Origin of the sequence: Streptomyces angustmyceticus (assembly GCF_019933235.1) — a bacterium.
In the GTDB taxonomy this organism is placed as follows: Bacteria; Actinomycetota; Actinomycetes; order Streptomycetales; family Streptomycetaceae; genus Streptomyces; species Streptomyces angustmyceticus.
Genome location: NZ_CP082945.1, coordinates 1566143 through 1585298, shown reverse-complemented (window position 1 = coordinate 1585298; position 19156 = coordinate 1566143). Strand labels below are relative to the sequence as shown.

15 protein-coding genes and 2 pseudogenes are annotated in these 19156 nt (G+C 70.5%); 9 read left to right on the top strand and 8 right to left on the bottom strand.

The window, feature by feature from the left end; translation table 11 throughout:
- Positions 1–501, bottom strand: coding sequence for a hypothetical protein (locus tag K7396_RS07390; protein ID WP_086721234.1), 501 nt, complete (start codon positions 499–501; stop codon positions 1–3).
- A 511-nt stretch (positions 502–1012) separates the two neighbouring features.
- Between K7396_RS07390 and K7396_RS07385 the strand changes: the two are divergent.
- Both K7396_RS07385 and K7396_RS07380 read left to right on the top strand, forming a co-directional pair.
- Positions 1013–1606 (top strand): annotated as a pseudogene (locus K7396_RS07385) (N-acetylmuramoyl-L-alanine amidase); the annotation flags it as partial.
- Positions 1607–1619: 13 nt separating this feature from the next.
- Complete coding sequence (locus tag K7396_RS07380; RefSeq protein WP_086721232.1) at positions 1620–2189, top strand: glycoside hydrolase family 25 protein; 570 nt, start codon at positions 1620–1622, stop codon at positions 2187–2189.
- A 3-nt stretch (positions 2190–2192) separates the two neighbouring features.
- Here the strand turns inward: K7396_RS07380 and K7396_RS07375 are convergent, their stop codons facing one another.
- A complete protein-coding gene (locus tag K7396_RS07375) occupies positions 2193–3764 on the bottom strand; it encodes an esterase/lipase family protein (RefSeq protein WP_086721231.1) in 1572 nt (523 codons plus the stop codon).
- A 583-nt stretch (positions 3765–4347) separates the two neighbouring features.
- Between K7396_RS07375 and K7396_RS07370 the strand changes: the two genes are divergently transcribed.
- The 4 genes from K7396_RS07370 (at position 4348) to K7396_RS07355 (ending at position 8728) form a co-directional block, all read left to right on the top strand.
- Positions 4348–5667, top strand: a complete 1320-nt coding sequence (locus K7396_RS07370) for a S8 family peptidase (RefSeq protein ID WP_223659731.1) — start codon at positions 4348–4350, stop codon at positions 5665–5667.
- Positions 5664–5912 (top strand): hypothetical protein, encoded by a 249-nt coding sequence (locus K7396_RS07365; RefSeq protein ID WP_086721229.1) that lies wholly within the window; start codon positions 5664–5666, stop codon positions 5910–5912. Before K7396_RS07370 ends, K7396_RS07365 begins: the two co-directional genes overlap by 4 nt.
- Positions 5913–6411: 499 nt before the next feature.
- Positions 6412–6909, top strand: coding sequence for a lasso peptide biosynthesis B2 protein (locus K7396_RS07360; protein WP_223659730.1), 498 nt, complete (start codon positions 6412–6414; stop codon positions 6907–6909).
- A gap of 1 nt (position 6910) precedes the next feature.
- Positions 6911–8728, top strand: a complete 1818-nt coding sequence (locus tag K7396_RS07355) for an asparagine synthase-related protein (RefSeq protein ID WP_086721228.1) — start codon at positions 6911–6913, stop codon at positions 8726–8728.
- Here K7396_RS07355 and K7396_RS07350 read toward each other — a convergent pair.
- Positions 8712–9929, bottom strand: coding sequence for a hypothetical protein (locus K7396_RS07350; RefSeq protein ID WP_223659720.1), 1218 nt, complete (start codon positions 9927–9929; stop codon positions 8712–8714). The genes K7396_RS07355 and K7396_RS07350 overlap by 17 nt on opposite strands.
- A gap of 717 nt (positions 9930–10646) precedes the next feature.
- On the opposite strand from K7396_RS07350, the pseudogene K7396_RS07345 reads away from it, so the two are divergent.
- Positions 10647–11468 (top strand): annotated as a pseudogene (locus K7396_RS07345) (DUF6424 family protein); the annotation flags it as partial.
- A 31-nt stretch (positions 11469–11499) separates the two neighbouring features.
- Here K7396_RS07345 and K7396_RS07340 read toward each other — a convergent pair.
- On the bottom strand, positions 11500–13101 hold the full coding sequence (locus tag K7396_RS07340) for an alpha/beta fold hydrolase (protein WP_086721226.1): 1602 nt from the start codon (positions 13099–13101) through the stop codon (positions 11500–11502).
- A gap of 179 nt (positions 13102–13280) precedes the next feature.
- On the opposite strand from K7396_RS07340, the gene K7396_RS07335 reads away from it, so the two are divergent.
- Complete coding sequence (locus K7396_RS07335; protein WP_086721225.1) at positions 13281–14117, top strand: class I SAM-dependent methyltransferase; 837 nt, start codon at positions 13281–13283, stop codon at positions 14115–14117.
- 84 nt (positions 14118–14201) lie between these two features.
- Here the strand turns inward: K7396_RS07335 and K7396_RS07330 are convergent, their stop codons facing one another.
- The gene (locus tag K7396_RS07330) at positions 14202–14999 is read right to left on the bottom strand and encodes an alpha/beta fold hydrolase (protein WP_086721224.1); all 798 of its coding nucleotides are present in this window, start codon (positions 14997–14999) and stop codon (positions 14202–14204) included.
- A gap of 102 nt (positions 15000–15101) precedes the next feature.
- Here K7396_RS07330 and K7396_RS07325 point away from each other — a divergent pair, with 102 nt between their 5' ends.
- Positions 15102–16430, top strand: coding sequence for an aminotransferase-like domain-containing protein (locus tag K7396_RS07325; protein WP_152104320.1), 1329 nt, complete (start codon positions 15102–15104; stop codon positions 16428–16430).
- Between the two features lie 20 nt (positions 16431–16450).
- Here K7396_RS07325 and K7396_RS07320 read toward each other — a convergent pair whose 3' ends face one another.
- From K7396_RS07320 to ligD, 3 genes are all read right to left on the bottom strand, one after another.
- A complete protein-coding gene (locus K7396_RS07320; protein WP_152104321.1) occupies positions 16451–16750 on the bottom strand; it encodes a hypothetical protein in 300 nt (99 codons plus the stop codon).
- 222 nt (positions 16751–16972) lie between these two features.
- Entirely contained in the window at positions 16973–18061 is a 1089-nt protein-coding gene (locus K7396_RS07315) for a glutathione S-transferase family protein (protein ID WP_086721124.1), read from the bottom strand.
- Between the two features lie 76 nt (positions 18062–18137).
- A complete protein-coding gene (ligD, locus tag K7396_RS07310) occupies positions 18138–19109 on the bottom strand; it encodes a non-homologous end-joining DNA ligase (protein ID WP_086721118.1) in 972 nt (323 codons plus the stop codon).
- Between the last annotated feature and the right edge of the window lie 47 nt (positions 19110–19156).

Below are 19156 nucleotides of genomic sequence, written 5' to 3'. Positions count from 1 at the left end.
CTACCTGCGGATTCCTAGGGCGACTTCGAGCGTGCCGCGCACCCCTGGGGACGACGAAGGGGGCAGCATGCCCGCGGCCGAGTGGATGAGACTGGCGACGAGTTCGGCCTCTTGCTCCTGCTCGGAGGTGTAGCTGGTGCGGCCCAGCAGCCGGCTGACCACGTCGGGGCGGAGGCCGGGCAGCAGCGTGGCCAGGGCGCGCCGGTTCTCGTCCTCGCCGGCGCCGTGGTCCATCAGGATGTGACCGATCTCGTGGAGCACGATGTGCTCCTGGTGGAACCTGGTGGTCTTCTCCTCGACGAAGATGTGGTCGCAGGAGTCGGTGGCGATCCACAGGCCGCAGGCGTTCACGGCGGAGCCGATCGCCAGCGTGTGGATCCGGATGGGCCGGCCGCGCCGGGCCGACAGTTCACGGACGAGGGCCTCGACGGAGAAGGGACTGGGCAGGTCGAGCGCGTTGACGAGCGCCTGGCACCGCTTGCGGACCTGCCGTGTCGTCATGGTGTCACCCTGTTTCCGGCGCCTCGGGTCGGCTGTTCCTCGCTCGCCACGATTCTGGCGCAGTGCGATGAGTCCGCTGAGACCGCATGCCGCCAAGGACTGTGACGGCAGCCATCGTCGCCGTTGCGCGGGACGATCTCAAGGGGGGCCCGGCAGCGGTCCGTTGGCTCCCGCCGGCTCACTTCCCGCCGCACGAGCTCGGCGTGCTGGGCGAGGGCCAGCGGTTCGCTCCGCTCGGCAGGTTGATCCAGATGCCGCAGGCGGCGCGCAGCGCGAAAATGAAGAGAGACCGTGAGTGCTCCGGGAAGGTTCCCTCACCGGCCAACGGCCAGAGGTGGGGCGGGCCCCTGGATCGGCGCCGCGGTGGACGCCGGCGCCGGCAGCCAGGGAGGACGGGCTGGTGACCGGCCCTCCGCAAGGCGGTGCCGTAGCGCACCACAGCACCCCCGCCGGCTGAGTCCCCCCAGCGAGGGGTCGTTCAGGAACCTCCCATCGCTGGAGGGAGGACACCATGGCCGCACCCATGACCGCGGACCAGATGCTCCGGGCACTTCGCAACGAAGACCTGGTCATCGAGGAGACCCGCGATTGGCGCCACCACAACCGCAACCACAAGGGGCCGTTCAACAATGTGAACGGCGTGATGATCCACCACACCGTCACCTCCAACACGAAGAACACCGTCAGGCTCTGCTATGACGGCCGCCCGGATCTCCCCGGCCCGCTCTGCCACGGCGTCATCGCCAAGGACGGAACCGTCTACATGGTGGGCAACGGTCGCACGAACCACGCCGGCCAGGGTGACGACGATGTGCTTCGGGCGGTCATCGAGGAGAGGCCGCTGCCTCCTGACAATGAGCAGAACACCGACGGCAACGCGAGGTTCTACGGATTCGAATGCGAGAACCTCGGCGACGGAATCGACCCGTGGCCGGAGGAGCAACTCGAGTCGATCGAAAAAGCAGCAGCTGCGATCTGCCGCGTCTACGGCTGGCACGCCGGCAGCGTGATCGGCCACCTGGAGTGGCAGCCCGGAAAGATCGATCCCAAGGGATTCACGATGGATAGCATGCGCGCGAGGATCGCCAGGCGCCTCGCCGCCGCCTGAGGAGCTGACCATGACCATCAAGGGAATCGACGTGTCGTCGTTCCAGCCGGAGAAATACCACACCGGCGGATTCGCCTTCGTCTTCATCAAAGTCACGGAGGGGACCACCTACACGAACCCCAGGTGGGTCGCTCAGCGTAAGACCGCACGGGACGCCGGATTGGTGACGGGCTTCTATCACTTCGCCCGACCCGGATCCTTCGAAGACCAGGCCGATTTCTTCCTCTCCAAGATCAAGCTGGCCGAGGGGGACATTCTCGCCCTCGACTGGGAGGACCGTGGCGTCTCGAACTCCTTCAAGGACAACTGGATCAAGCGCGTGCAGCAGCGCACGCCCGGTCACAGGACGGTGCTCTACTGCAACCGGGATTTCTGGCTGCATCGTGACACGACGTCCTTCGCCGGGGACGGCCTGTGGATAGCCCAGTACAACGGCAGGGCCGGCCGGCCCGACATTCAGCAGCCGTGGATGTTCCACCAGTACACCGACCACCCGGTCGACACGAGCCTTGGAAACTTCAAGGACAAGGTGGCACTGCGCGGTTGGTCCGTGCACCGGCAGCTGGCTTCGTTCGACTGAGGCTCAGCCGAAGCGGCTCACGGTGAGGCGGAGCCGGGAGTTGCTGCCGAGGATGGGACGGACCGTCTCAGGCATCGGGATCTCGGTGTGCAGGTCTTCGCCGTCCTCGGTCATCCGGCATGGTTCCCCGGCGATCGGGTCGATGTCGTCGATGCTGCCGGGGACTCGTGAATTCCATGCCACCCAGGCCTGCGATCCTGCCGCTTCGTACGAGCCGCGCGGGCCGACGTCGACGATGAGCGTGTCCTCCCAGTCGGGCACCTGCTCGAGGTGGTCCTCCCAGAAGAACCGGCCGCTCTTCTCCACGAGGTGGAAGACGCGCAACACCAGCGTGTAGCGGGAGCGGAGCGTCGGCCGGCTTTCCCGGCCGCCCTGGCCGTTGACCGGGTCGAGGAGGAAAGCGGTGGCCAGGTGTACGCGGCCGGTGTCGCCCTCCGCGGAGCCGTGCCGGGCGGATTCCTGGTTCAGCTGAATGGGGCAGTAGTGGGCCGCGCGCTGCTCATGCATGACGGTCGGCAGGCCCCGGACGGCCAGCCGCACCTCTGCCTGCCATACCCGTGAGGCGCCGGAGGGCTGATCGGGCAGGTCCAGGCCGCGAAGTTCGGCCCGAACCTGGTAGTTCCCGAAGAGGAAGCGGCGCAGGTTCTGGTAGCCCTCTTCGGAATTCACCAGTCCGTAGCGGCCGGAGTGTGAGCGGTGGACGAAGGCCCGGTGGGCGTTGCGCACATAGGCGTTGTCGATATGGACCAGCCCGTCGCTGCTCGGTCCGACCGCCTTCTCGACCAGCCCGTAGTCGGCCGCGTTGGTCCCGACGACACAGAACACCCGGCGTGCGTCGAAGACCTCCGGCGGAATCTCGTGGGGCCGCCAGCCCGGCGGGGGATCGTCGCCGTGGGACGCACCCGGGGTCAGATAGGTGTACATCCGGTCAGGAGCGAAGATGTCCGAACCACTCGGCCCGAAGGTCTCCATCGCCCAGTCGACGAGCCCTCCGCCGAGGTCGAAGGCGATTCCGCCGTGCGGGGTGCCATAGGTGAAGAGCTTGTCCACGAGTTCGCTGCCGGGGCGGCGAGGCTCACCCGTGCGCGAGTCCGCCGTACGGGAGACCTTCTGGATCAGGCAGCGTGCGAGCAGCCCTCCCATGGAGTGGGCCACCAGATGCACCTTGGCGGCGCCGGTCTTCTGCCGGACGAGCTGGACGAAGTCATAGAGGCGCTCTGCCGCCTTTTCGAGGTCGAATTCCTCGGGGATCGCGGTGACGGACGTACCGAAGGTGGACGCGGCATAGTCGTAGAAGCGGTGCACCCAGATGGACTCGGGCGTGACCGCGCCATCGGGCTGCGAGTGGAGATAGGCGTGCTGATCGCCGCGCACCAGGAGCTGATAGCCCTCGTCGCTCATCAGCCTCAGCAGGGGGCCCTCGAACTGGTAGAAGCGCGGCGTCCCCTCCGCGCCGACGCGAATGTGGGTGGCGCCACTGTTGAGCCCGTAGAACGGGTCGTCGGCCTGCTTGTCCACACCGCGCTGCGGACCGGCATATCCCCGCAGGTAGATGATGGGTGATCGCTCCGCCATGGTGAAACGCCTTCCCGAGGCACGCGCGGCTGGTGCGGCCGGCGCGCGGTCAACCGGTGACCAGGCCAGATTGCGGCAGGACCGTGGGGAGCACCAACCCGTCCGAGCCAGACGGGGCGCCCGAGCCGCCGCGTGCCGGCCATCGCCCGCCGCAGGGCCGGGCACGGATCCGCATCGGGCCGGGAAAGGGCTCGCTGGTGACGGCGCCGTCAGAGTGCCAGGTCGCGGACGAGGACGGCCGCGTCTCCGGAAGAACCGACCTTGATTTCCGCGGCGGTGGCCCTGGGAGTCTCTGCCATGCTGCCGTTGTCGCACGACGCACCACGTCGTGCACCCGGCGTCCACCGGCCCGGCTGACCGGTGGCGACGCTGTGTTGCGGGTCTTCACACCCAGTGAGACGGTGTACGGGGGGCAATGCCGACGGCCTGGAGATGGACAGCCCCGCAGGCCACGGCACCACGCGTCGATACGCGACTGATCCGCGCCCCAGCCTCCCCGGCGCCTGACACTCCGTGAATCGGCGCGCGTCCACGAAACGGGGGCAGCGCACAGAGAGCGGGAAATTCAATGGTGAACGGACCCATGGACAGGCGCGCCTTCGGCGAGCATCCCGATCGGCCCAACGGCACCGTCACGGGCCAGGGCACGGAGTACACGGGACGATATGTAGTCCTGCTCGAACCGAATGACCAGGAGAGCGGTCTGAACGCACTGCGTTCCTCCGCCGACATCGCGTCCGTCGAGCGCGTCCGAGGAACCGAGGCGGCGCATGTCGCCGGACTCCTTGAGCGCCCCGACGTCTCGGTGCTCTTCGAGGAACTCGGCGCCGCCGTGGTCGAGGTGCGGCCCGAGCAGCGCCACGCGCTGGTGACCTCGGCCGAGGCGGAGCCCTCGATCATCGCGGCAGAACCGGAGCGCATGGTCTACGCCTTGCCGATCACCGCTCCTCAGCAGGCGCCGACCGAGTTCTTTCCGGCCTACCGCAGTGACGAGGAAGTGGTCGGCCAGCACACCATGGCCGAAATCGCCGCTGCCCAGGGCCCCTCCTTGGACGAGCAGAACTGGACCTGGGGCCTGCAGGCGATCCGGGCCAATCTGTCCAGCCTGACCGGACGCGATGTGAAGATCGCCATCATCGACACCGGCGTGGACACCGACCACCCGGACCTGGTCGGGCGCATCGAGGCGTCGGCCTCCTTCGTGCCCGGCGAGGCCGTCGAGGACGGCAATGGCCACGGCACCCACTGCATCGGCACCGCAGCCGGGCCGGCACACCCCCGGCAGGGACCCCGCTACGGGGTGGCCTGCGAGGCCCGGATCCTCGCAGCCAAGGTGCTCAGCAACGCGGGGAGCGGCACCGATGGCCAGATCCTGGCGGGCATGGCCTGGGCCGTCGCGCAGGGCGCCCGCGTGATCTCCATGTCGCTCGGAGCCCGGGTCCGACCGGGTGAGCTCTTCCCGCAGACATACGAAAAGCTGGCCCAGCGCGCACTCGAGCGCGGGACGGTGATCGTCGCTGCCGCGGGCAACGACAGCCACCGGCCCCCGGAAATCAGGCCCGTCAGCCGGCCCGCCAACTGCCCCTCCATCCTCGCGGTGAGCGCGCTCGACAAGGCACTCACGCCGTCGTTCTTCTCCAATGGCGGCATCAACGGCCAGGGCGGTGAGGTCAACATTGCCGCACCCGGCAGGGATGTGCGTTCGGCCGCCCCTGGCGGCGGGTACCAGAACCTGAGCGGCACCAGCATGGCCACGCCGCATGTCGCGGGCGTCCTCGCCTTGCTCGCCCAGGCAAACCCCCACGCTTCCGCGGCCGATCTCAAACTCAGTCTGACGTCCGGTGCCTTCCCGCTGACGCAGCCCGCCAGGGACGTCGGCTCGGGTCTGCTCCAGGCGCCGTGAGCGAAGCGTCCCGGCCCGCGCCGGTCGGGGTCATCCTTGCGGTCGACCCCGACCGGTTCGCGGAGGTGGTCGAAGCCTTGCGGCGGGCGGGGCTGACGGTCACGGGCGAGCAGCCGATCCTCGGCACGCTCCACGGAACCGTCACGGAGGACCGGATACCGGCCCTGGAGGCAGTCGACGGCGTCGAATCGGTCGACCGGGAGCGCACCATCCAGCTCCCACCGCCCGACTCCCCGATCCAGTAGGTCCCAGGAACGCTCCGGGCCTCAAGTCCGGAGCATCTTCCTCCCGGATGAGCTCCGTCGGCTGGGGAAAAGGGCTCCTCACTTGAGGAAACCCATCTCAGGAGCGGCCCCAAGGCAACGGCTCCGTCGGCCGATTGACGTCGGTAGCCCGGTTGCGGGGCATTCGGGCGAGAGTAGCCTGAAGTTGATGTGCTGTCGTTTCTGGAGGTAGGCGATGATTCTCCGATTGCTGCGGCGCCGTAAGCCGCATCAGCTCGTTTTTCTCGGTGACGGTTGTCTGATCCGCGGCTTCAGCGGCGGATTCTACGACGGTCACGGATATCAGCACTGACACCGTTCACGTTCATTCACAGTCAATCCTGGAGGATATGCGGTGGCAGAGGATGTCGATGCCCTGGCAGCCATGGCAAGAATCCTGTCACCGCATTGCCGTGTTACCCGGATGTCCGACGGAGCGCTGATCGCGGACTGGAAGCGGACGCGTTTTCACGGATTGGCGATGACGGAAGTCCAGAAATTCGCCTCCGGAAGCCCTGAGGAACGCGCCGAACTCGTCATCGGTCTCACGCGTGCCGGGTGCGCGACGCGCCGCCGGAAGACATACGTGGACGCCGGCGTCAGGCTCTGGCTGGGTGGAGTGCACCTGCTGATCCGGGCCCTTGGATTCGGGCGCGTCCTCCGGCTGCTGTCCTTGGCCGCCCCGGGGTACGCCCGTGCGGACCTCCCCTCCGCGGAGGAGCTCGGACGGCTGAAACGAGCGGTGCAGTCGCACAGCAGCAGAAGCTGGTTCGTCAACGGCGACTGCAAGTCCGAGGCGGTGACGGCCTTCGTCCTGCTGCGGCGGTGCGGTCTGCAGGCCGTACTCCACGTCGGCGTGCGCGAACACCCGTTCGCCCTGCACGCCTGGACGGTCTCCGGCGGCCTGTGCATCCCCGACGCCGATCCCCGAGGGCACGCCTTCACACCGGTGCTCTCGATCGACTGCGGTGGATGCTGACGTGGAGGCGCTCCGCCTCGACTGGGCCGGGGGCGCACCGAGGCTCCGGACCAGCGAGGCCCTGGCCCGTCAGGGACTCGTGACGACGGTCTCCTCACGGGCCGGCACGGCGGCCGTCGTCGGCTGGGTCGGCTCGGCCCGTGACCGGGCGGCGGGCGCGCGGAGCCTCCTCGACGACGCCGGCAGGCGGGGGGCCGCGCCGCCGACGCCGGCCGGTGACTACGCGGCTGTCCTGGTGTACGGCGATCGCATCCTCCTGACGCGTGACGAGCAGGCACGCATCCCGCTGTTCTTCAGGGAGTCCGGCGGCCGCGTGAGCGCCGTGAGCACCTCGGTCCGCTGCCTGGGGAGCGCCACAGAGCTGGAACCCCGCTACTTCTGCCGATACCTCGCCGGGAACATGGCACAACCGCACTCGGACCTCACCCCTTTCTCCGGGGTGCACCGCGTCCTCGGCGGTGAGGTGGTCGAGCTGTCCATCACCGGGCAGATGCGCGGCCGGACGCCGCGACGGTCCCCTCGGGCCACCGACCCGCCCGAGCCGGCCGCGGAAGGCCCCTGCCTCGATGAGGCCGCGCAGGAGTTGCGCCTCGCGCTGGAGACCGCGGTGGGACGCCGCATGGGCACGATGACGGCATGTCATGTCTCGGGCGGCACCGACTCCACCAGCGTCGCGCTGCTCGCGGCACTCCTGCTGGCCGCGGAACGGGGCGACGCCGGGGACCTGGTCCTGCTCGCCGGGCGCTTCTCCCGCGGGGAGCTGGCCGCGGAGCGGCCGTACCTCGACGTCGCGATGGAGGCGATCCGCCGTCACACACCCGCGGCTCGCCCCGTGATCGTCGATGCCGACGACGTAGCCGACTTCGACGACTTCCAGCACCACGCGGGAGACGCCGACGAACCTCATGCGCACGCCTTCCGCGCCCCGTTCTGGGCCAGGCTCCACGCCGCGGCCGCCGAACTGGGCTGTGACACGCTCCTGACCGGCTGCGGGGCCGATCCGGTCGTGGACGCCAACCCGTTCCATCTGCACAGGCTGGCCCGCACGGGACGGCTCCGGCAGATGACCGAGCAGGCACGTGCCTGGGCCGCGGGAAGCGAGCGGGGCCTGCGGGACATCGTCCGCGCCTACGTGGTGCAGCCGGCCTTCCCGCTGGCAGCCGAACGGATCACCGCCCTCCGCGGCGGCGGAACGGTGCTCGGCGGTCTCGGCACCTTCAACCGCCCCCGATGGCTGCGCCCCGGATTCGCGCGCGCTCACGGCTATCGGGATGCGGGCATCGCGGAGAGCCGGTTCGTGTTCGGACGCAAGCCGGAACAGTCGCTCTACGACGCCGCCAATTACGTCGCCGCTCCCGACCTGCTGTCCTGGCAGCGCGCACGACGGGACGGGTTCTTCCTCTCGCACCCCTTCCTCGACCCGGAGGTCGTCGCCACGATGAGCCGCCTGCCCGCCGCAGCCACGTTCCGGCCGGGCCGTCCGAAGGCCGTGCTCCGTGCGGCCATGGCGGATCTCCTCCCGGCCCCGATCCGCGGCAGGTCGGTCAAGGTGCCCTTCAACGACCTCTATGCCCGGGGCCTGCGGAGACACGGCGATGAACTCATTGCCCTGTGCCGCTCCGCCCGGCATCCGCTGGTCGCGGAGATGTTCGATGTCGAGACGCTGTGCCGGGCCGTGCGGGAGGCCCGGCTCGGTCTGGGGGACTCGTACTCCTGGGACCGCGTGAACAGCTCGCTCGCCCTGGTGGCCTGGCTGGAGGGACTGGACCGGCGTTCCGGCGCGCTCGGCGGGGCGGCGCCCGTCAGCGCTGGCTCTTGACGTCCCAGAGGGTCCGCTCCACCGGGCCGGTGATGAGGTCGACGAGGCCGTACCGGCTCGCTACCTCCCGGTTCTCCGCCGGGTTGGGGATGCGGTTTTCCTCGCCCTTCCGCGTAATGGATGAGGACACGTTCGCGCCGTGCGTGCCGAACTGCCAGTAGACGGTGATGAAACGCGGGTCCCTTGTGTGTTCGTCGAGCGCATTGTTCTCGTGCACCCTGGCACGGTAGAGGAGAGAGTCAAGACCGCCCCTCTGTTGCGCCTTCACCCATCCGGGGATTTTTTCCCTGCCCCAGGAGTACGCCACGAAGTCGAGCGGCTGCAGCACGAGCCGGTCCTTGCGCGCGAGGCTCGCGGTGGCATAGAAGGCCACCTGGTCGTACGGCGTGTTCATGGGCAGTTGCACCACCATTCGGGTGGCGTAGGTGTCGTTCGACTCAACCCAACTTCCGTAGGGCATCCACGGTTTCGCCTCGACCAACTCTCCGGGCTGGTGCATCTCCCGGCGGGAGAGCGGGTTCCACTCCGATGAATTGCGCCATTGCTCGGCATCGGCCCGCCACTGCCGGCGGAGCCGGTCCTTCGGGCTCAGCGGAACCTGTTTCCCCATGGCGTGGAACTCGGTGCCGAGCACGTAGAAACCCACCTCGCCGTGGTTCTGGAGAGTGATGTCGACCGGTACGGCGAACGCCTTGCGGTCCTTGCTCAGTACCGGCTTTCCCATGGACACCGTGATGAGCGGCTGGGTCTGTCGCTGGTACGGCTGAAAGAGGTTCTGGTAGCCGAAATTGGCCGCCGCGATGACCGAGGAGACGATCACCGCGGCGGCCACCCGCTTCGGAGCGGGGATCACGACCGATGTCCGCCACACCACGAAGGCGGCGTATGCCGAACCCGCCGTGAGCACGCCGAACAGCGCCGGGTAGACCGCGGACTCGCCGTCCTTGACTGTCTGCGCCAGGAGCATGGCGTTGGTCAGCAGGGCCGCGAACGTGCCGATCAGCGCGACCAGGCCGGAGTAGGGGAAGCTCTGCCGGATCCAGTGGTCCAGGACCGCGGCGGCGCCCACGAGCGTGGTGAACGAGACCGCGAGAAGGACGGCACCGGTGAGGCGACCGGCGAAGGTCAGATCATGGACGAAGTCCTCCAGGCCGAACCGGGCCAGTAGCAGCGTGGTCATAAGGAGCACCAGCACGATCACTGACAGGGCTGCCCGCGACCACCAGGTACTGAGCGAGGGTCGCCGTGCTTCCGGGTGCGGGTGGGAATGAGGCTTGGGGGGTGTCCGCATACGATCGCCTCCTGAGGCCGCCGGTCATGCCCTCCACATGTGCAGCGCAAACTCAGGGGATCTGCCGTCGCGCCGAAGGTTCGAGCACCATCGTCCGTGGCGATCCGTCGGGTTGCCATTCGAATGCTTCGCACGTGCGAGCCGGTGATAGGCCAGTTGGGCTTCACGACGTCCTCGTAGGACCAGGCCGCGGCCCCTCGGGCCTCTCGAAGCGCAGGTGCGCTGAGGCCAACCTGCCCGGAAGGCGTGCCTTCCAGGGCAGAGGTAAAATCGCCCCTATGGGGCGGGGTGCACTCGTGTCGCACATTTCAAGAGCGGCAACAGGAGCAGCCGATGACTGCCGCATGTGGCAGCTTGAGGTGCTGGTGCTCCATCTCTTCTCCGCGTGGAAATCACTGAGGGCCTGGCGGCAGGCGCCGCGGAATCAGTGCGGAATGTCCGGGAGAGATTTCCCGTCGCAGTGGACTGATTCACCTGAAACTCTCCCGTGCAGTGGCACGGCCGGCAGCCGATGGTGATGGCAGCCCGATTTCGGTGAAGCGTCTCTCCCCCCGGATGCCAGATGCCTGTCAACGGCCTGTATGACCCTGACGTTCGAGAACGGGAGTTTCTCCCGGAGCAGCCGGGAACTCCACCAAGGAGATCGCCATGAACAGCTCGGGACGGGGACACCCAGAGCACGAAGACTTTCCGTGGACCATCACCGTGGCGGACCATCCGCCGCGCAGCGAGAGCTCCCAGTACCGGGCGAGCCGCACATTGATGGTCAAGCTCGTCGGGACAACTGGTGACTGGACGTTCGCGCCTGGGCCGTATCAGGACCACCACGGTGGTGGAGTGTGGGTACACGACGGCGACGGCTGGCTGTGCCTGCTTCTGCCGCTTGGCATCGAGTGGTCGGCGCAATTCTGCGCGGACCCTGCGAAGGTGGACCGCATCCGCCGCTGCGCCGCTCGGGTGGTCGGAGCATTCCCGGACACCCTGCCCGGGTACGCGAACCTCGGCTACGACGACGGTCAACGGCTCCTGGACACCCCCGTAGAGACCGCCGAGCAGGTGGCCGAGTGGACGGACTCGATATTCAACGCCTCGGTTCCGCTGCCCGCCGGTACCCACTCCGGGGTGCTCCCGAAAGCCGCCGGGTACCACCACTACCCGAAGCCCATCGTGGACATCGACCATTTCCGCTACGACGACTTCGACCTGTTCGTCACCGACGGCAGAGGTCTCCCGGCTGCGGTGGTGCCGGTCTCCCCGCGCGGCTCCGGCGATGGCCGGGTGCGGCTGCTTGCTGCCCACCCCAGCTCGCCGTATGCGGACCGCCTGGCCGGCCCCGGCCCGGTGGACCGGACTGTCCGGACCGAAGAAGCACCGGCCACCGACGGGGAGGGGGCGCTGCTCTCCGCCGACGACCTGCTGGCCCAGCAGGCCTTCAGCCGGCAGACCTGACCGAGCCGCCAGCGCCGTCGGGAGGCCGGGCCTAATCGCGCACCGGCACCGATACGTACGACGGGTCGTTCGCCGGGGAGGAGAACGTCAGCCGGGCGCCGCTCGGGTTGTGCTCGTTGTAGAGCGGGTCGACGGTGTCCACGACCACCGCGAGACGGTGGCCTGCCGGGACGTCGTACGCCGTGGAGAACAGGTCCAGGTCCACGCCGAAGGGCTGGTTCGGCGTCTTGTCGTGGAAGGTGTACGGCGCGTGGGTGACCAGCTTGCCGATGCCGAGCGGGCCCACGTCGTAGAGGTAGGCGATGGCGGTGCCGCTTTCCGCGGTGCTGGTCATGGTGGTGTGCAGCCGGGTGGTCCCCCGGACCCGCTGCTCGGTGTCGTAGCGCTCGGACTGCCAGACGGCGGCAAGGGAGCGCGGCAGCAGGGGGATCGAGGCCATCGGCGGCAGCCGGAGGAACTGGTCCAGCATGCTGGAGAGGATGACCAGGCCGCCGTCGGCGCCGGAGTCCCAGTTGGTGTGGAGCTGCTTGCTGCCGTCGAGGCCGATCCGGCGCTGTGCGGACGGGACGTCCTGCCAGCTCCGGTAGCCCTCGTACGCCCCGGTGGAACGGGACTTGAGCAGGACCGGCGACTCCCGCTCGACGCCGTTGTCGGCGCCCTTGAGGTAGTGGTCGAACCACCGCTGGGTATCGGTCCAGGTGTCGTTGGGCAGTCCGAACAGTCCGAGCCCTTCGGCGGTGGCGTGGTCACCGGGGCGGAACTCCAGCCGCTTGGGGCCGGTCAGCTTCTCGTAGAAGTCGGCGGTCTGGTTGGGCGGGAAGATGGAGTCGCCCCAGGCGTTGCCCAGCATGATGGCGGCGCCGTTGGCATTGATCTTGTCGAGATAGGTGGCGGGGGAGCGCTTGCGCCCCCAATTGATCAGGTCCTGCTCCTTGTCCAGGTTCGAGGCCAGGAAGTCCTTCATGATGGTGCGGAATTCGGCGCTGGGGCGTCCGGTCAGCGCGCCCGTGGCGCCCAGGAACTCCGCGGCCTGCCGGTGCTCGGTGCGGCCGCTGTAGATCGAGCCGACGAGGTCGCCCCAGCCGCTGAGCGCCGCCACCGCCTTGATCCGCTTGTCGAAGGCGGCGGCCAGCAGGCTGATCCCGGCCCCGTAGGAGACACCGCCCATCCCGACCTTCTGCGGATCGGCCGGTGTGTGGGCCAGCGCCCAGTCGATGACCTTCGAGGCGTCGGCGACGTCCTTCGGTCCGGCGGTGTCGATCTCCCCGCCGGACTGCCAGAACCCGCGCGAGTTGTATCCGACGACCACATAGCCCTTGTCCGCCAGCTTCTTGGCCTGCGCCATGTACTCGATCTGCGGCATCGACCAGCTGGTGGGCAGCACGATGACCGGGTAGCGCCGGGTGCCGTCGGCGCCGGCCGGAGTGAAGACGTTGGCCTTGAGGGTGGTGCCGCCGTCGCCCTGGATGTCGACGAACCGCACGGAGGGGGCACCCGCCGCCGCTGCCGCGGGGGCGGATTCCGGCTCTGCCGCCCGGGCGGTGGCCGGTGCGCCGGCGAGCACCGTGGTGGCGAGCACCGCGGCGGAGACGGTGCTGATCGCGGCGCGCAGTGTCGTGCGGGAGGGCCTCATCTTCTGCTCCAGATCTCGACGCGGGCGGGCCGCACGCTGTCGGAGGACAGGAGGGGCATACGGCCACCCGAATGTGAACTGGAGATTAAGTGCCATGCCTTACCTGAGGTAACCCATCGGTAGGTTACGGGTGAGTAACGCCCTTGCGCGCAAGGGGAGTCGACAGGAGAGGGGGAACGGTGGCGTACACACCGTTCGATGAGAGTGAGCGCCGGGCGTGGGCGGGGACCGCGGCCGCGTACGAGGCCGGGTTCGGCAGGCTCTGTGCCCATCCGGTGCCGCGGCTGCTGGACGCCGCGGGGGTGGTCGCGGGCGCCCGGGTGCTCGATGCCGGTACGGGCACGGGCTCGGCGGCCGCCGCGGCCTGTGCGCGGGGAGCGCGGGTGGTGGCGGTGGACGCCGAGCCCGGGATGGCCCGGCGTGCCGCCCGTGCCGTCCCCGGCGCATGCGTCCAGATCGCCGCACTGCCGCACCTGCCGTACGCCGACGGGCGGTTCGACGCCGTGATCGGCAATTTCGTACTCAACCACGTGGGGCGGCCGCGGGAGGCCCTCGCGGAGCTGCGCCGGGTGACCCGGCCCGGCGGCCGGATCGCGCTGACGCTCTGGGCGGCTCCCGCCGCGCCGGGGCAGGCGCTGCTCGGCCGCGCCGTCCGGGCGGCCGGTGTGACCCGTCCGCCGTCCCTGCCCGCGCTCGCCCCCGAGGACGACTTCCCGCGCACCGAAGAGGGTCTCGTCGCCCTGCTGCGGGACGCGGGCCTGGCGGACGCGGTCTGCCGGCCGCTGTCCTGGGACCACCGCACCACGCCGGAGGAGTGGTGGAGCGGCCCGGCGGCGGGGGTGGCGACCATCGGCCGGATCGTACGGAGCCAGGGGGAGGCCGCGACCGAGCGCATCCGCCGGAAATTCGTCGTGCTGGCACGGGAGTTCACCGGGAGCGACGGGGCGCTGGTGCTCCCGCACCGGGCACTGCTGGCGTCCGGGCGGGTGACCGGGGCGGGTGGTGACGTCGGATGAGGGGCCCGACGCTGCCGTCGAGTGAGGACCCGGGGGCGGGCTGCGGACCCCGCCCCCAAGGTCGTTCCCGTACGGCGCCCCGGCCTACGGCAGCGCGTCGAGGAACGCGCCCAGCGCCGCGTTGAAGGTGTCCGGCTGTTCCAGGTTCGGCATGTGGGCCGCCTGCTCGATGACCGTCAGCCGGGAGTCGGGGACGCGCTCGTGGATGTCCAGGGCGTCGCCCACCGGTGTGTAGGCGTCCTCCGCGCCGACCACCACCAGAGCCGGAACCGTGACGCGTGACAGCAGCCCGGTGTAGTCGGGGCGTTCGGCGCGGCCGCGGAGTGCGGCGGCCGCGCCTTCCGGGGGCGTGGCCGTCATCATCCGCAGGACGTGCGCGGCGACGTCCGGCCGGGCGGCGATCGTGGCCGGGGAGATCATTTTGGCCAGCACCTCGTGTGCGTAGCCGTCCATGCCCTCGCGCAGCAGGCGCTCCGCCATGGCGTACCGCGCGGCCTTGCCGTCCGCGGTCTCCGCCGAGGCGAAGGTGTCGGCGAACACCAGGCCCCGTATCCGCTCCGGGAAGAGCCGGTAGCACTCCATGACGATCTGGCCGCCCATCGAGAGGCCGCCGAGGACGCAGCGCTCGATCCCGAGGTGGTCGAGCAGTCCGGCGAGGTCGCGGGCGAAGGCCGCCAGCGGGGTCGTGCCGGGCACGGCGGTGCTGTCCCCGTAGCCCCGCAGGTCCGGGGCGATCACCCGCCATCCGGCCCGGCTGAAGTGCTCGGTCTGCGGGTGCCACATCGAGCGGTCGAAGGGGTGGCCGTGGACGAGCACCAGGGCCTCGCCGCTGCCCTCGTCCTCGTACCCGACGGTGATGTCGCCGTGAAAGACCGATCCCATGGGAGGTGCCCCCTCTGCTGTGACTTGACTCCTCGATGCTATAGAGGGCAATCTCTCGGTGCAATGTAAAAAATGTACTCGGTGCAATGTGGGGAGTGGGCGATGGACGACTATCGCGCGATCGCCGATGAACTCGCGGCCGACATCGCCGCCGGCCGGCTCCACCCCGGTGACCGGCTGCTGCCGCTCCGCCGGTTCGCCAGGAGCCGGCGCATCGCCGCCTCGACGGCGGCCCGGGTGTACCAGGAATTGAGCCGACGCGGCCTGACGGTGGGCGAAGTCGGCCGCGGCACCTTCGTCCGCGACGCCGCACCCGCGGACGAGCCCGCCCTGGCCGAGCCGGGTGGCGCCCGCGTCGACCTGGAGATGAACTTCCCCGTTCTGCCGCACCACCCCGCGCTGCTCGCCAAGAGTCTGGAACACCTGGCGCGCCCCGACGCCCTGGCCGCCGCGCTCCGCCCGGTCGGCGCCGCCGGCACGGCCGCGGCCCGCCGGGCCGCGGCCGCCCACCTCGCCCGCGCCGGCTGGGCGCCGGACCCGGGGCGGCTGCTCTTCGCGGGCAACGGCCGGCAGGCGGTGGCCGCCGCGATCGCCGCCCTGGTCCCGGCCGGTGAGCGCCTGGGCGTCGAGGCGCTGACCTACCCCGTCGTGAAGGGCATCGCGGCCCGCCTCGGCGTCACCCTCGTCCCGCTCGCCATGGACGAGCACGGCCCGGTCCCCGAGGCGCTGCGGGCCGTCGCCCCGCTGCGCGCCGTCTACCTCCAGCCGGCCCTGCACAACCCGCTGGGCATCACGATGCCCGGCCACCGCCGCGCCGAACTCGCTGCGCTCCTGCGGGAGTTGGACATCCACGCCATCGAGGACGCCATCTACGGATTCCTCCGCCCCGACCTGCCGCCCCTCGCGGCTCTCGCGCCGGAGCGCACCGTGCTCGTCGACAGCCTGTCCAAGCGGCTCGCGCCGGGCCTCTCCCTGGGCTTCCTCGCGGTGCCCGCCGGCGTCGCCCAGGACGTCGGGACGGCCCTCAGGTCGGGTACCTGGGCGGCCGCCCGCTTCGCGCTCGACGCGGGCACCCGCTGGATGGCCGACGGGACCGCGGCGGCCATCGAGGAGGAGAAGCGCGCCGACGCCGCCGCGCGCCAGCGCATCGCCGCCGAGCGGCTCGCCGGCTTCCGGGTGCGGGCCGATCCGCACGCGTATCACTGCTGGTGGGAACTGCCGGAGCCCTGGCGGGCCGACACCTTCGTCGCCGCCGCTGCCCGCCGCGGCATCGCGGTCACCCCGGCCGGGGCGTTCACCGTCGGGTCGGGCCATGCGCCGGGCGCCGTCCGCCTGGCTCTCGCCTCGCCGCCCGCCGACGCCCTGGCCGGGGCGCTCGATGTGCTGGCCGGGCTGGCGCGGGGCGCGCCGGAGGACAGTGCGCCGGAGTGAGCGAGGGCGGCGCCGGACCGTCAGGTGCCGCTCATCAGCTCCGAGAGGCCGGTGCGCAGTTCGTCCGCGTTCATCACCGGCTGCAGCGAGACCTTGGCGTTCAGGTCCATGAAGAACGATTCGAGGAGCGTCGGCATCTGCGACGACTCCTTCATGTCGAAGTAGAAGAAGGCGGTGCGCTCGCCGTCGCCGAGGGTGAAGTAGGCCGCCTCCGGCCGCAGGGCGGCGTAGGCCGACTCCAGGATCTTCGACAGCTCGCCGTTCTGGATCAGTTCGTTGCCTGTCGGGGTGGGTATCCGGGCGGTCAGGACCATCCTCATCGGGCTCACTCCTCGCTGGAGTGCGTGGATCGCGGGGGCGGGTGGATCGGTGGGCGGGTGGTCTGCGGCGGGGAGGGTGGCCCGCGGGCCCGGCGGGTGCGGGGCGGGCGGCCCGGCCGGCGCGGGTTCCCCGGTCCGTCGCTGTCCTGTTCTCAGGGTCTCACGGTCCGGGAGCCGCGGCCGGATGGCGGCGGCGGCCCGCGGGGCCGGCCGGGTGCCGGTTCAAAAGTGGGTCGGCGCGGGCTCGGGGCGTCCGCTGGGCGGGACCTCCTCGGCCGGCGGGACCGGGCCCGGCGGGGTGCCGTCGCCGAACGGCCGTCCGCCCAACTCCTCGCGGTGGTGCGGGGTCAGCCAGCCGGAGAGGTCCGGTCCGAGGGGGACGACGCCGGTCGGGTTGATGCCGGTGTGCACCCGGTAGTAGTGCTGCTTGATGTGGTGGAAGTCGACGGTGTCGCCGAAGCCGGGGGTCTGGTAGAGGTCCTTGGCGTAGGCCCACAGCACCGGGTCCTCGGCCAGCTTGAACTGGTTGCACTTGAAGTGCCCGTGGTAGACGGCGTCGAAGCGGACCAGGGTGGTGAACAGCCGGATGTCGGCCTCGGTGATGCTGTCGCCGACGAGGTAGCGCCGGTCGGACAGCCGCACGGACAGCAGGTCCAGGCGCCGGAACAGGTCGTGGAAGGCGGCCTCGTAGTCGCCCTGCCCGGTGGCGAAACCGGCCCGGTACACGCCGTTGTTGACGTCCCGGTAGACGCCCGCCATCACGATGTCGATCTCCTCGCGCAGCGGCTCGGGGTACAGATCGGGGGCGCCGGGCCGGTGCAGCGCCCGCCACTCGGTCGCGAAGTCCAGGGTGAGCCGCTGGTAGTCGTTGGTGACGAGCCGCCCGCTGGGCACGTCGACGAGGGCGGGGACGCTGACGCCGCCTGGGTGATCCTTCTCGCGGGCGTCGTAGGCCTCGCTCAGGAAGCGGATGCCGAGGACGGGGTCGCGGCCGTCCGGCTCCAGGGTGAAGCGCCAGCTGCGGTCGTCCTGGAGCGGGTCGGTGAGGGCCAGCGAGATCGCGTCCTCCAGGCCGAGCAGCCGCCGGGAGATGACGGCGCGGCTCGCCCAGGGGCAGGCGCGGCTGACCACCAGGCGGTAGCGGCCGGCCTCGACCGGCCAGCCGTCGCGGCCGTCCGCCGTGACCCGGTCGGCGAAGTGGCTCCTGGCGCGGGTGAAGGGCTTCCTGCCGTACGCCGTGTTGCCCTCGGCGGTGGCGGGCGGGGCGTCGTCCGGTGCGCCGTCGGCGCTGCGGTCGGTGGGGTGGGGCATCACCGACTCCTTCCGTCGTGCGTTGCTCGGTTCCTCCATGGCCGGCCTTCCCGGCGTCGCGCCGGTCTCCCCTCCCTCATCCGAGGTGGGTCAGATCGGGGCGAAGCCGGTGCCAGATCGGATGCCGCAGCCGGCCGGCCGAGGTCCAGCCGCTGAGCGTGATCTCGGCGACGAGCCGGGGCTCGGCCCAGTGCGCGCCCGGTGCGTCCACGGGGTTGACGAAGGGGGAGCTCTCGCGCGGGATCACGCCCAGGTATCGCGCCAGTTCCTGGCGCTCCCGGTCGGAGAGCCCCGAGCCGACGGAGCCGACGTACCGCAGCCCCGCGGGCTCGGCGACCCCCGCGAGCACGGACCCCGGCAGGCCGGCCAGCCCGCCGTGGCCCTCGGTCCAGCCCCCGATGATCACGTCCAGGGTCAGCACGTGCTTCGTCTTGCGCCACTCGGGCGACCGGACCCCCGGCAGGTACGCCGAGGCCAGCCGCTTGGCCACCACCCCTTCGAGGCCGCCCTGCAGCGAAGCCTCCCAGGCCTGCTGCCCGTGGCCCGCCACGTACTCGGGTGCCGACCAGTTCGGGCCGCGCAGCCCCAGCCCGGACAGCAGGCGCCGGCGCTCGTAGTAGGGCGATCCGAGCAGCGACCCGTCCAGGTACATCAGGTCGAAGAGGACGAGGTGCACGGGGTGCTCCATGGCCAGCCGGGCCGTGCGGCGCGGGTTCACCACGCCCATCCGGCGCTGCAGCAGCCCGAAGTCCGGCCGCCCGCGCGCGTCCAGGACCACCACCTCGCCGTCGAGCACCGCGGACCGGCCCCGCAGTGCCTCGCCCAGCGGCCCCAGCTCCGGGTAGGTCGAGGTCGCGTCGTTGCCGGCCCGGGTGACGAGCCGGAGCGTGCCGTCGCCGGGAGTGCTGACGATGCAGCGTGCCCCGTCCCATTTGGCCTCGAACGCCCAGGCCGCCTCCTCGTGCGCGGCGGGCAGCGGACCGACCGTGGCCAGCATCGGCCGGATCACGGGGTACGGGGCCGAGCCGGGCTCGGCGTGCGGGGCCATATGTCGATGGTCGTCGGATCCGGGGGCGCGCGCAGATCGGCTGCCGG